14 protein-coding genes and 1 riboswitch are annotated in these 12,271 nt (G+C 66.4%); of the genes, 5 read left to right on the top strand and 9 right to left on the bottom strand.

All coding sequences use genetic code 11. From position 1 onward, the window contains the following. Positions 1 to 16: 16 nt before the first annotated feature. From AC1D3B_RS05420 to AC1D3B_RS05410, 3 genes are read right to left on the bottom strand one after another with little or no spacing between them, the layout of a single operon-like run. The gene (locus AC1D3B_RS05420; RefSeq protein ID WP_478189649.1) at positions 17 to 880 is read right to left on the bottom strand and encodes an ABC transporter substrate-binding protein; all 864 of its coding nucleotides are present in this window, start codon (positions 878 to 880) and stop codon (positions 17 to 19) included. After that, entirely contained in the window at positions 877 to 1,446 is a 570-nt protein-coding gene (locus AC1D3B_RS05415; protein ID WP_478189648.1) for a bifunctional adenosylcobinamide kinase/adenosylcobinamide-phosphate guanylyltransferase, read from the bottom strand. The genes AC1D3B_RS05420 and AC1D3B_RS05415 overlap by 4 nt, the downstream gene beginning before the upstream one ends. Continuing rightward, positions 1,443 to 3,326, bottom strand: coding sequence for a TonB-dependent receptor domain-containing protein (locus AC1D3B_RS05410; RefSeq protein ID WP_478189647.1), 1,884 nt, complete (start codon positions 3,324 to 3,326; stop codon positions 1,443 to 1,445). Before AC1D3B_RS05410 ends, AC1D3B_RS05415 begins: the two co-directional genes overlap by 4 nt. Before the next feature lie 82 nt (positions 3,327 to 3,408). Beyond that, positions 3,409 to 3,646: riboswitch (cobalamin riboswitch) on the bottom strand. 39 nt (positions 3,647 to 3,685) lie between these two features. Between AC1D3B_RS05410 and AC1D3B_RS05405 the strand changes: the two genes are divergently transcribed. From AC1D3B_RS05405 to AC1D3B_RS05385, 5 genes are all read left to right on the top strand, one after another. Continuing rightward, complete coding sequence (locus AC1D3B_RS05405; RefSeq protein ID WP_286662689.1) at positions 3,686 to 3,910, top strand: DUF904 domain-containing protein; 225 nt, start codon at positions 3,686 to 3,688, stop codon at positions 3,908 to 3,910. Then, complete coding sequence (locus tag AC1D3B_RS05400) at positions 3,910 to 4,239, top strand: cell division protein ZapA (RefSeq protein ID WP_478189646.1); 330 nt, start codon at positions 3,910 to 3,912, stop codon at positions 4,237 to 4,239. The genes AC1D3B_RS05405 and AC1D3B_RS05400 overlap by 1 nt, the downstream gene beginning before the upstream one ends. 281 nt (positions 4,240 to 4,520) lie before the next feature. After that, on the top strand, positions 4,521 to 5,333 hold the full coding sequence (locus tag AC1D3B_RS05395) for a sulfite exporter TauE/SafE family protein (protein WP_478189645.1): 813 nt from the start codon (positions 4,521 to 4,523) through the stop codon (positions 5,331 to 5,333). Between the two features lie 45 nt (positions 5,334 to 5,378). After that, positions 5,379 to 5,822, top strand: coding sequence for a universal stress protein (locus tag AC1D3B_RS05390; protein ID WP_478189644.1), 444 nt, complete (start codon positions 5,379 to 5,381; stop codon positions 5,820 to 5,822). Positions 5,823 to 5,893: 71 nt separating this feature from the next. Further along, the gene (locus tag AC1D3B_RS05385; RefSeq protein ID WP_478189643.1) at positions 5,894 to 6,319 is read left to right on the top strand and encodes a universal stress protein; all 426 of its coding nucleotides are present in this window, start codon (positions 5,894 to 5,896) and stop codon (positions 6,317 to 6,319) included. A gap of 3 nt (positions 6,320 to 6,322) precedes the next feature. Here AC1D3B_RS05385 and AC1D3B_RS05380 read toward each other — a convergent pair whose 3' ends face one another. The 6 genes from AC1D3B_RS05380 to AC1D3B_RS05355 form a co-directional block, all read right to left on the bottom strand. Continuing rightward, on the bottom strand, positions 6,323 to 7,882 hold the full coding sequence (locus tag AC1D3B_RS05380; RefSeq protein ID WP_478189642.1) for a malonate--CoA ligase: 1,560 nt from the start codon (positions 7,880 to 7,882) through the stop codon (positions 6,323 to 6,325). Positions 7,883 to 7,889: 7 nt separating this feature from the next. Beyond that, positions 7,890 to 8,666 carry an enoyl-CoA hydratase/isomerase family protein gene (locus AC1D3B_RS05375; protein WP_478189641.1) on the bottom strand — a complete coding sequence of 259 codons (777 nt, stop codon included), beginning with the start codon at positions 8,664 to 8,666 and terminating at the stop codon, positions 7,890 to 7,892. After that, positions 8,663 to 9,649: a Bug family tripartite tricarboxylate transporter substrate binding protein gene (locus AC1D3B_RS05370; RefSeq protein WP_478189640.1), complete on the bottom strand. Its 987-nt coding sequence runs from the start codon at positions 9,647 to 9,649 to the stop codon at positions 8,663 to 8,665. Before AC1D3B_RS05370 ends, AC1D3B_RS05375 begins: the two co-directional genes overlap by 4 nt. Before the next feature lie 71 nt (positions 9,650 to 9,720). Further along, positions 9,721 to 11,157 (bottom strand): malonyl-CoA decarboxylase, encoded by a 1,437-nt coding sequence (locus AC1D3B_RS05365; protein ID WP_478189639.1) that lies wholly within the window; start codon positions 11,155 to 11,157, stop codon positions 9,721 to 9,723. Further along, positions 11,154 to 11,822: a GntR family transcriptional regulator gene (locus AC1D3B_RS05360; protein ID WP_478189638.1), complete on the bottom strand. Its 669-nt coding sequence runs from the start codon at positions 11,820 to 11,822 to the stop codon at positions 11,154 to 11,156. Before AC1D3B_RS05360 ends, AC1D3B_RS05365 begins: the two co-directional genes overlap by 4 nt. 185 nt (positions 11,823 to 12,007) lie before the next feature. After that, the coding region (locus AC1D3B_RS05355; protein ID WP_478189637.1) for an autotransporter outer membrane beta-barrel domain-containing protein at positions 12,008 to 12,271 on the bottom strand (264 nt) is incomplete at its 5' end.

The following is a 12,271-nucleotide window of genomic DNA, read 5'->3' as shown; positions in this document are numbered from 1 at the left end:
TGCGCGATGGCGGCCATCACCTGGCCTGCTCCAGCAGGCACTTCGCCATCAACTGCGCCGCCTCGCCCATGCGCGGACCGGGGCGCACGAGCACGTCGGATTGCTCGGCCGTGAAGCGGCAGATGCGGCCCTCGCGCACCGCCTTGATGTTGCCCCAGCCCGGCCGCTGCTCCAACGCGTTCCCGCTGCGCTCGCCGACCATGATCAGGTCGGGATTGGCGCGCACGACGAACTCGGGATTGAGCTTCGGAAAGGGGCCGAGCGATGCCGGCACGATGTTCCTGACGCCGAGCCGCGTCAGCGTCTCGCCGATGAAGGAGACTTCGCCCGCCGCATAGGGCGTGCTGTTGACTTCGAAATACACGCGCGTGTTCCTCACGCCGGCGGGCAGCGACTGCGCCGCCGCCGAGACGCTGGCGTCGATGGCGCGCCACACGCGTTGCGCATCGTCGGTGCCCAGTACCTGGCCGAGCGCATCGAGCACACGTCGCACATCCGCATGATTCTTCGGCTCGAGCACCAGCACCTTGAGCCCCAGGGCTTCGAGCCGCTCGGTGACGCGCGATGATTTCGCGAGCAGCACGACATCGGGCTTGAGCGCGACGATGGCCTCGACATTCGGATCGATGCCGCCGCCCAATTGCGGCAACGCGCGAACCGAATCGGGCCAGTTGGAATAGCGATCGACACCGACCAGCCGCTCGCAAGCGCCCAGCGTGCAGACGGATTCGGTCAACGACGGCAGGAGCGTGACGATGCGCTGCGGTGGCCGGGGAAGCTCCACGCGGACGCCGCGCTCGTCGGTCACGACGATCGCCTGCGCTGCCATGGCCAGGAGGGCAAAGGCTCCGGCAAGGGCAAGCCTTGCGATCCGGTTCATTCGGGTTCCTTCAGGCTCAGGGGCAAGCCTGCCACCATCATCGTGACACGGTCGCACGTGGCGGCCACTTCCTGGTTGAGCCGGCCCAGCGCATCGACGAAGGCGCGCACCTCGCGGCCGAGCGGGATCACGCCCAGGCCGATCTCGTTGCCCACCAGCACCAACGGGCCGGTCGACTCCCTGATCGCGCCGAGGAGTTCGACGACTGCCGGGTCGATCGAAGGCGTCGTATCCGCCGATGCGTTCACGGGCATGAGCAGGTTCGTGAGCCAGAGCGTGAGGCAGTCGACCAGCACCAGTGTTTCCGCGGCGCTGTGCTGGCGAATGGCCTGCGCGAGCGCGATCGGTTCTTCCACCGTCGCCATCGCAGGCACCCGCAGCGCACGATCGCTGCGATGCCGCTCGATGCGCGCGCGCATCTCGTCATCGTGCGCATGCGCCGTCGCGATCAGGACCGCCCGGTGCGCAGGCGACTGTGAAAGCCACGCCGTGGCGAGTTGCTCGCCGCGGCGCGATTTGCCGCTCTTCTGTCCGCCGAGGATCAGTTCGCGGCGTGCGATGCTCACTTTGGTTGCCACCGCAAGGTCACGTAGAAGGCGCGGCCGGACTGGTTGTAGCCGTAGGCCGTTTCGTACGCCACGTCGCCGACGTTCGCAATGCGGCCCTGCACGGCCCAATCCTTCGCGAAGCGGTATTCCGCATAGAGGTCGACCGTGGTGTAGCTCGTGAGAAAACGGGTGTTGGCGGTGTCGTCGTAGCGGCTACCCACGTACAGCGCCGAGCCGCCGACCTTCCAGGCACCCGTCGTGTAGTCGACGCCGAAGGTCGCCTGCTCCTGGGCGCGCCGCGCCAACTGCTTGCCGGTCACCTCGTTGTGCGGATCGAGCGAGTCGTAGCTCGCGTGCAACCCGAGGTTGTCGAACTGGCCGTCGTAGCTCAGCGTCCCGCCCTGGATGCGCGCCCGCGGAACGTTCTGCGGGAGCGTCTCGTTCGTGATGAAGCCATCGATCTTGTTGTCGTAGCCCACCAGTTTCACGGTGTGGGCGCCCTGGGTCCAGGTGATGCCGACATCGGTGTTCTTGCCCTCTTCCGGCCGGAGCGCGGGGTTGCCGAAGCCCGGGTAGTAGAGCTGGTTGAACGACGGCGCGACGAAGCTGGTGCCTTGCGAGATGCTGACCCGCCAGTTCGGCGTGATCCGGTAGGCATAGCCCGCGAACCAGTTGTCGTTGTCGCCGAACTGCGAATTGCTGTCGTGCCGCACGTTGAGCTGCCAGCTGTGCGGCCCGGCATAGCCGTTGAGACCGACGAACCCGGAGTTGATGGTGCGATCCGTCACCGTGTACGCGGTGTCGCTGTCCACCTTCTGGTCGCGGCTCTCCAGGCCCGCGATCACCGTGCCGATCGGCGTGGCGATGTTGTTCTGCCAGAGGTACTGGTTCTCCACGGTCTGGAACAGGCCCGGCAGGTTGAACGGGTCCGCGATGATGGCCCGGGAGTAATCCTTGCTGCGCGAATAGCGAAGCTGGGTGGTCCAGTCCGTCATGACCTTGCCGTTGACGCCGATGTAGGTGGTCTGGGTGCGTACGGTGCCACGGGTGTCGCGGTCCGGGCCGTCGTCGTAGTGGTTCAGCCCGTCAGCGTACAGCATGCCGCCGTCGATCTTCCAGTCGGGATTGAGCTGGTAGCCCAGCGACAGGTTGGCCGCGCTTTGCGAGAAGGGATCGCGGTCGGGGTTGAACTGGCCGAACGGGACCTTGCTGTTGGTCGCCGAAATGCTGTTCTCGGTCGTGCGCTGGACGTCCAGCGAATAGGTCAATGCCCCCGAAGCACCGCTGAACCCGCCGGTGATCTGCCGGTAGCTGTCGCTCCCGAGGGTGGCTGTCGCACGCGGGCTGAAGGCCGGATCGCCCGGGTTCGCCTTGCGGGTGAAGATCTGCACCACGCCGCCCACGCCATCGCTGCCGTACAGCGCGGAGGCCGGACCCTTTACGACCTCGATCCGGTCGATCAGCTCCACGGGGATGTTGTCCCAGGACGGCGTGCCGAGCGTGGCCGACCCGTAGCGCACGCCGTCGATCAGCAGGATGGTGTGCCGCGCTTCCGCGCCACGGATGTAGACGTTGCTTTGCTTGCCCAGGCCGCCGGTGGACGACACCTGCACGCCCGCCAGGCGGGCCAGGATGTCGGGCAAGGTGCGATTCGCCAGTTGCTCGATCTGGGCGCGCTCGATGACGACGGTGTCGGACACCAGTTCGTCGATGCGCGTCGGCGTGCGGGTCGCGGTCACGACCGTTTCGGCAAGCGCGGGTGTGGAGTCCTGCGCGGATGCCGGGAGCGCGAGCCCCGCCAGCAAGGGAGCGACCGACAGGGACACGGCATGGGCACGCGAAAGCGGCCACGGCGAAGCGCACCGGTCGGCGCAGGTGGAGGAAACACGAATTTTCATGGGAGCGACAAAAGATCAATGTCCTTCACCGGCTTCCCCGCCGGCGCTTGGACGTCATGGCCGCGCGCATGCTTTCAGGCATGCGGCGGCCGCCTCGTTGGCCGGTATCCGGGCTGGCAGCGCGACCCTCGTCGCCTTCCCAGGCGCCTGTTTCAGGGCACCCAGTGGCTGATTGACGAGGGCGGCGCCCGATGGGCGCCGTCTGCTTGACCGTTGCGGGGGCAGCGCAGGCTGGCTCGGCCCGGGGGGCTTCGACTCCTGCTTCCCGTTGAACTGCGACGCGTGAACCGCGGCGCGAGCACCAACGCGCGGGATTTTAGGTGGAAACCCGCCACCGCCGGAATCTACAATCGCCACCCATGCCTGCATCCAGCCGTATTGAACAGATCGCCGAGCGTGTCGAACGCCTGCTCGTGCGCCATGAAGAAGTACAGCGCACCAATGCGTTGCTGCAGGACCAGGTGGACGCGCTCACGCGCGAACGCGATGCGCTCAAGTCCCGGCTCGCCGCGGCGCGCACACGACTCGACGCCCTGCTCGAGCAGCTGCCGGCCGATCCCTCCCAAGACGCATCCTCCACCTGATGAAACAAATCGAAGTCCAGATCATGGGCCAGAGTTACCTGCTCGGCTGCCCCGAAGGCGGCGAAGCGCAATTGCGCGAAGCGGTCGAACGAGTCGATGCCGCCATGTGCAAGATCCGCGACGCCGGCAAGGTCAAGGCGCGGGACCGCATCGCGGTGCTCGCATCGCTCAACCTGGCTTTCGACCTGGTGCAACGCGAAGCTGCGCCCGCGCCCGCCCCCGCCGCGGCCCCGGCTTCAGCCGCCGATTCCAACGCCGACGACCTGCGTGCCGAACAGCTTGTCAAGCGCCTGGATCAAGCACTGACGGGCGACGGACATTTACTCTGAAGTGCTTCGCCGGAGACTTGCGCGGGCGTAAAATCCACTTTGTCTGCGATGCGCGTCGGGCTCTATATGTCCTTGTTCCAATGCTCTACGGAGCAGGGCTTGGTATATCGCTTGGCGGGTGTGATCATCTCGCGTCAGATGAACCCGAAGCCTTGCTGCCCTCGCCCACCTGAACCCCGGTTCAGGATGCGAGTCCGGCCCACATTCGCAGACACCTATTCTTGACGGCCACGGCCCCTTCATCGGGGCCGTGGCTTTTTTCTGGTCCGCTTCTGCCTTCCATGACGATCGAACCCCTCCTGATCGCCGAACTCGCCGTGCTCGGCGTCGGCACCGGCTTCCTCGCAGGCCTTCTGGGCATCGGCGGCGGCATGCTGATGGTGCCTTTCCTGACGATCATCCTGGGCGACCGCGGCGTGCCCGCCGACCTGGCAGTGAAGATGGCGATCGCGACCTCGATGGCGACGATCATCTTCACCTCGATCTCGAGCGTGCGCGCCCACCACCAGCGCGGCGCCGTGCGCTGGGACATCGTGCGCCGGCTGGCACCGGGCATCGTCATCGGCAGCCTGATCGGAAGCCTCGGCGTGTTCGCGCTGCTCAAGGGCACCGCCTTGGCGATCTTCTTCGCGCTGTTCGTCGGGTTCTCGGCGACGCAGATGTTCCTCGACAAGAAGCCGAAGCCCACCCGCCAGATGCCGGGCACATCCGGCCAGTTTGCCGCGGGCGGCGCGATCGGTTTCATCTCCGGGCTGGTGGGCGCGGGGGGTGGCTTCATCAGCGTGCCCTTCATGACCTGGTGCAACGTCGCGATCCACAACGCGGTGGCGACCAGTGCCGCGCTGGGCTTTCCGATCGCCGTGGCCAACGTCGTCGGCTATGTGTGGAGCGGACAGGCGGTGCAGGGTCTGCCTGCAGGCTCGATCGGCTACATCTGGCTGCCTGCGCTCGGCGTGATCGCGGTCTGCAGCTTCTTGATCGCACCGCTCGGTGCCAAGGCCGCGCACAGTCTCCCGGTGTCCAAGCTCAAACGCGTGTTCGGGAGCATCCTCTATGTGCTCGCGGCCTACATGCTCTGGAAGGGGCTGTCCTGAGCGCGCGTGGCTTAAAGTCCGCACATCCATCCTCAGGAGAACCCCATGTTCCAGCGCATCCTCGTCGCCACTGACGGCTCAACCCTTTCGAAGAAGGCCGTCGCAAGCGCCATCGAGCTTGCCTCGCAGAACGGCGCCGAGCTGGTCGCGCTGACGGTCGTGCCGCGTTACCCCAAGAACTACTTCGATGGTGCCGCAGTCTTCTCGGTCGAGGACATCGCGCGCATCGAGAAGCAGTGGGCGGAATCCGCGCAGGAAACGCTCGACGCCGTCGCCAAGCGCGCCAAGGCCAGCGGCGTGAAGATCAAGACCGTCACGGTGAGTTCGGACCTCATCGCCGAGGCGATCGTCAATGCCGCGAAAAAGCACAAGATCGACCTGATCGTGATGGCATCGCATGGCCGCAAGGGCATCAAGCGCCTGCTGCTCGGCAGCGAGACCCAGCACGTGCTTACCCACTCCGAGTTGCCGGTATTGGTACTGCGCTGAGTCCGGTTTATATATAACGAGGGCGCGCGGCGCTTTCGCCGCGGATTGTTCAACGACCAAAGAGGTAGTCCATGAAGATCCTGATCGCCATCGACGGCAGCTCCCACACGCAGAAGGCCATCGAGTACCTGGCCAGCCACCGGAACATGTTCGTGGACGGCAACGAGCTGGTGCTGGTGCACGTGTGCGCCGGCGTTCCGGGACACGTGGCACGCCATCTCAGCAAGGGCGTGATCACGGATTACTACGCCGAGGAAACAGGCAAGGTGATCGAGCCGGTGAAGGCGCTGCTCGCAACGAGCGGCATCACCAACTACGTCATCGACCAGCGCCACGGCCACGCGGCGGAAGAAATCCTCAAGGCCGCCACGACGGCCAAGGTCGAACTGATCGTGATGGGCACGCACGGCCATGGCATCTTCGGTCGCGCGCTCATGGGTTCGGTCGCCACCAAGGTGGTCGCTGAGACGGATATCTCCGTGCTGCTGGTGCAGTAAGGCTCAGGCCTCGAACAGGCGCTTGTGCTGCTCCCGCAGCAGCGCCTTCTGCACCTTGCCCATCGCGTTGCGCGGCAGTTCGTCCACGACGAAGCAGCGCTTGGGAATCTTGAAGTTCGCGAGCTTCGACTTGAGCGCCGCGATGATCACCTCGCCTTCGAGCGTCGCCCCCGGCCTGGCGATCACGATGGCCACGCCCACCTCGCCAAAGTCGGCATGCGGCACGCCCACGAGGGCGCTTTCGGCCACGCCGGCCATCTCGTTGATGTAGCCCTCGATCTCCGCCGGATAGACGTTGTAGCCGCCGCTGATGATGAGGTCCTTGCTGCGGCCGACGATGGTCACGTAGCCGAGTCCGTCGATCTTGCCCACGTCGCCGGTCTTGAAATAGCCGTCGGCGGTGAACTCTTCCTTCGTCTTCTCGGGCATGCGCCAGTAGCCGGCGAAGACGTTGGGGCCGTCGACCTGGATGTGGCCGATTTCGTCGGTCGGGCACGGCTCGCCCGCATCGTCGCGCACGCGAAGCTGCACACCCGGCAGCGGGAAGCCCACCGTTTCGCCCCGTCGCTCCCCGGATACGGGGTTGTAGGGATTGGAGGTCAGCATCACCGTCTCGCTCATGCCGTAGCGTTCGAGGATGGTGTGGCCGGTGCGTTCGCGCCATTCGTTGAAGGTCTCGATCAGGAGCGGCGCGGAGCCCGAGATGAAGAGACGCATGTTGGCGCACGCCTTGCGCGTCAGGCCGCGCTCGGCCAGCATCCGCACATAGAGCGTCGGCACGCCCATGAACACCGTGGCCTCGGGCAGGCGCGACACCACGCGCTTCGGGTCGAAGCGATTGAGCCAGATCATCCGGCTGCCGCTGATCAGCGCGCCATGGATCGCGACAAAGAGGCCGTGCACGTGAAAGATCGGCAACGCGTGGATCAGCACATCGCCGCCCGCGTCGCCGGAACCCGCGGTCCGCCAGCCCCAGTAGTCCTTCAGCACCTCGGCATTCGACAGCAGGTTGCCATGCGTGAGCATCGCGCCCTTGCTGCGGCCGGTGGTGCCGCTGGTGTAGATGATGGCGGCAAGGTCGTCGTCCGCCTTGCGCGCGACGGTATGGCGGTCGCTGCATTGCGCGGCCACTTCTAGCAGGGTGCCCGTGCGGTCGTCGTCGAGCGTGAAGACATGCTGCGTGCCGGCCGCGGTGGCGATCGGGCCGATCCACGAAGCGTTGGCGCTGCTGCAGACCACTACGGCAGGCTCGGCATTGCCGATGAAGTATTCGATCTCCGCCTCACGGTACGCAGTGTTCAGCGGCAGGAAGATGTAGCCCGCACGCAGCGTCGCAAGATAGAGCAGCATCGCTTCGACCGATTTCTCGACCTGCACCGCGATGCGCGCGCCCTCCTCGAGCTTCAGCGCGTCGAGCAGGTTCGCGATCATCGCGCTCGCGCGGTCGAGGTCGCGCCACGAATACAGGAGGCCGTCATCGGTCTCGACGGCAATCTGGTCGAGGTCGGACGGGAATGCCGCGCGCAGTGCGGCAAAGAGATTGGCGTTGTTCGATTCGGTCATGGTGATTTCAGAAGACGGGTGCGCGCTTGGAGAGGAAGGCCGCGATGCCTTCGCGATGCTCCGTCGAGTCGGCATAGTCATAGGCGGATGCAACGAGTGCCGCCATCGATTCGTGTCCCGCGGCTCGGCGAAGGGCCGCGAAAGTGCGCTTGTTGAGTCGGGCGGCCTCGGGGGCCAGCCCGGCCATGCGCTGGGCGTGCGCCAGCGCTTCGGCAGCCACGTCCGCATCGGGCACCACGCGCAGCAGGAAGCCCGCATCGTAGAGCCGATCGGCGCCGTGAACGCTCGCGGCCAGCAGCATGTCGCGCGCAAGGGCATCGCCGATGGCACCGTGGACGAGCGCTGCTTCGCGTGGCGCCATCGGGAAGCCCAGCTTCGCGATCGGCGCGCCAAACTTCGACGACGCACCGGCCAGGCGGATGTCGCAGCAGCTCGCGATCTCGATGCCGGCGCCCATGCAGGCGCCCTCGATGCTGGCCACCAGCGGGAGTTCGCAGGCCAGCATGGCGGCCAAGGCGGCCCACACTTCGTTCTCGTGGAATTCGCGCAGGCTCGCTTCATCGAAGCGGAAGGACGGGTACTCCGAGATGTCGCCGCCGGCGCAGAAGGCATCGCCCTCGCCCGCGACGACGACGCAGCGCAGCGACGTGTCCTTTGCCAGTCCGTCGAAGACCGCACGCAGGTCTCGCCACATGGCGCGCGTCATCGCGTTGAGGCGGCCCGCATTCGCGAGCGTCACGAATGCGATCGGACCCTCGCTGTGCAGCCGGATCGAGGGCGTCATTCCAGCTTGGCTCCCGAGTCCTTGACCACCGCCGCCCAGCGCTTGATTTCCGCGTTGACGAACGCGCCGTACGCGGGCCCGACGAGGGTCGGAATCTCCGAGCCGTTGCTGGCCCAGATCGATTTCAGGTCTTCGGTCGCGAGGGCTTTCCTCATGTCTTCGATGATCTTCGCCTGCACGTCCGCCGGGGTGCCCTTGGGGGCCCAGAGCCCGTACCAGGTGGTCACCGTGTAGTCGGGCAGTCCCACTTCCGCCGCGCAAGGCACGTCGGGGAACGCGGGATTGCGCTTGGTGCCGGCCACCATCAGCGCCTTGATCCGCCCGGCCTTGATGTGCTGCGCCGACGAACCGAGCCCGTCGAACATCACGTCGACGTTGCCGGCGATCAGGTCCTGCAGCGCGGGGCCTGCGCCCCGGTAGGGGATGTGCGTGATGAAGGTGCCGGTCTGCAGCTTGAACAGTTCGCCCGCCAGATGGTGCGAAGTGCCGGCGCCCGCGGAGGCGTAGTTGAGCTTGCCGGGATTCTGCTTGGCGGCGGCGACGAACTCCTGGAGCGTCTTCGCAGTCACGCGCTTGGGATTGACCACCACCACCTGCGGCACGTCGGCCAGCAGCATCAGGGGGACGAAATCCTTGACGATGTCGTAGTCCAGCTTGGGATAGACCGCAGGCGCAATGGCATGGTGCACGGCGCCCATGAAGAGCGTGTAGCCATCCGGCTGCGCCTTCGCCGCGATGCTGGCGCCCAGGGTGCCGCCGGCGCCGCCGCGGTTGTCGATCACAAGCGTCTGGCCCGTGATGCGGGTGAACTGCGCCGACAGTGGCCGCGCAAAAGCGTCGGTTCCGCCGCCCGCGGGGAACGGAACGATCATCGTCACCGGCCTCGTGGGCCAGCCCGCCTGGGCGCGCACGCCGCCGGACAGAACTGCGACCGTGGCCGCGGCAAGGCGCAACACGTCGCGCCGCTGGAAGTTGGGGTTCATTCTTTGTCTCCTGTCGTTGTGAACTGTCTTTCGCCGGGACCCTCGGCGCTCTGGAATCGGCCCGATAGGGATCAAGCCTTGAGAAAGAGAGCGTCGATGTCGCCGGACACCGCCACCTTGCCCTGCGCCAGCAGCGCCCGGTGCTTGTCGAGCCGCTTCAGGTCGTAGAGATAGTTGACCATGAGGCCGTAGGACTGCTTCAGTCCCTTGGGCGAGGGATCGCCGGCCCAGTTGAGCCGTTCCACCCGCGCACCATTGCCGAGATGGAAGCGCGCAACCGGGTCCACTGGCTTGCCGTCCGCAGTGGCGCGACCGAGGAACTCCGCGGCAGAATTCAACAGGAGTTGGCGCACCGGCGACTTGGCGTCGAGCGTGCCGGTCTCGTCGGCCGCGGCGAGGAAGCGCTCGGCGGTCGGCGGCAGCGAGCCGACCACACGGCCCAGTTCCGTCGAACGCTTTTCGTCGAGGCGCTCCACCATGCCGGCCGCGTTCTTGCCGAGCCAGGCGCGAAATCCCGGGATCGGTGACAGCGTGGCAAAGGTCTTCAGGCGCGGCAGTTCTTCCTGCAGCGTCTCGACCACGCGCTTGATCAGCGAGTCGCCGAAGCTCACGCCGCGCAGGCCGGTCTGGGTGTTGCTGATCGAATAGAAGATCGCCGTCGTGGCCTTGTCCGGCTTGACCAGCGCCGCGGCTTCGTCGAGCAGCGGCACGATGCCCTCGCTGACGCGGTCGACCAGCGCCACCTCGACGAAGATCAACGGCGTGTTCGGCAGGCGCGGATGGAAGAAACCGTAGCAGCGGCGATCGCTGTCGAGGCGGTTCTTGACGTCGGCCCAGCTCTTGATGTCGTGCACGGCCTCGTACTCGATCAGCTTCTCGATCAACGAGGCCGGTGAGTCCCAGCTGATGCGGCGCAGGTCCAGGAAGGCCACGTCGAACCACGTCGAGAAGAGGTGTTCGAGTTCCGAATCCAGCGGCAGCAGGCGGCGGTCGCCCTTGAGATGCGGCAGCAGCTGGGCGCGCAGGTCGACCAGGAAGCGCATGCCGTCGGGGTCGATGGCAAAGCGTTGCAACAGGCGCGCACGCGGCGAGACCAGCGCGCGCCGCAAGTGCACCTCGGCCTGGCCTTCGTCGGGCGTGCCGACGGCGGCCTCGTGTTGGTCGCGGGCGTCGCTGAGCTTCTGCACATCGGGCGCGAAGCGTTCGCTCATCAGCAGCCAGATGTCGCGCCGCTCGTCCAGGTCGCGGCCGGCGTACCACTGCACGACCGCGTGGGCACGACGCCCGGCCTCGACCTCGCTCACCTGAGGATCGACCACCGCCTGCAGTTCGACCAGCGCGCGGCGCAGCGCACGTGGCGCGAGCGCTTCGCCGTTGCGGCGCAAGGTGGCTTCCAGCCGCTCGGACAGTGGCCGCGGGCCGGAGGTGGATGCGTGCTTTCGTGCGCCCGGCTCGCTGCCCGGGCGCAGGCGCGAGACGCTGCGCGTGATCCAGTCGGTGGCGTTCATGAGATGAGCTTGGCCTTCTGTTGGAGCGCGACCGCCCGCAGGGCCTCGCGCTGTCGGTTGAGGTGGGTGCGCATCGCGGCCTCCGCGCCATCGCTGTCGCGCGCCTTGAGCGCGGCGAATACGGCGAGATGCTCAGACAGGCTCTGTTCGAGGCGCCCCGGCGCATGCAGTTGCTGCAGTCGTGCCAGTTTCAGGATCTTGCGCAGGTCGCCGATCACCTGTGCGAGCCAGCGGTTGTCGGCCAGCATGATGATCGCTTCGTGGATCGCGAAATTGGTCGCGTAGTACTCGTTGATGCGCTTGGCGCGCGCGTTCTTTGCAAGCCGCACGTGGAGCGTTTCGAGCGCATCGATATCGGCATTGCTCGCGTTGCGCGCGGCTTCCCAAGCGCAACGGCCTTCCAGCAGCGCGATCACCGGGAAGATGTCGTCGAGGTCGCGCTGGGTGACTTCGGCCACGAAGCACCCGCGCCGGGGCTCGTGCCGCAGCAGCCCTTCGGCCGTGAGCACCTTGAGCGCCTCGCGCAGGGGGGTGCGCGAAATCTCGAGCCGCTCGCAGAGGGCGGCCTCGTCGACGAAGCTGCCCGGCGCCAGCGCCCCGTCGAAGATCTCCTCGCGCAAGGTAGCCGCCACTTCGTCGTGCAGGGAGTTGTGGACCAGGCGCATGGCAGGGAGGCAACGGGAGCGGATTCAGGCTGTCGGTGATTTCTGGAAATTACGCGTAATTATGAGAACTTGATGCCCGCGCGCAAGGCATTTCTGGTACCTGGCCGGCGAAAAACACGGGGAACATCAGCGCGGGAGCCGACATTGCGATCAGCGCGGCAAAGTCCTGGCGACTGGATGGAGACTTACCAACGCACCTTGACACCGAGTGACGCTTGCACGGAAGACTTGACGCTGGTATCGCCGCCGATGTCCCACAGGTGGCCAATTTCGCCATAAAGGCTCGTCGCGAGCGTCAGCGCCAGGGTCGCGCCGGCAGCCACTTCGGCGGCGCTGTAGCCGCCTGCGCTCGCGATGACGGTCGCTCCCGCCGGTCCGATGAAGGTGGCCGCGTCGTCGCCGAAGCTGGCGTGGTACAGGTTCAGGCGTCCATAGGGTTGCAGCTGTCC

Source organism: Variovorax sp. P5_A3, assembly GCF_056400665.1.
This window is presented reverse-complemented; position numbering and strand designations above follow the sequence as displayed.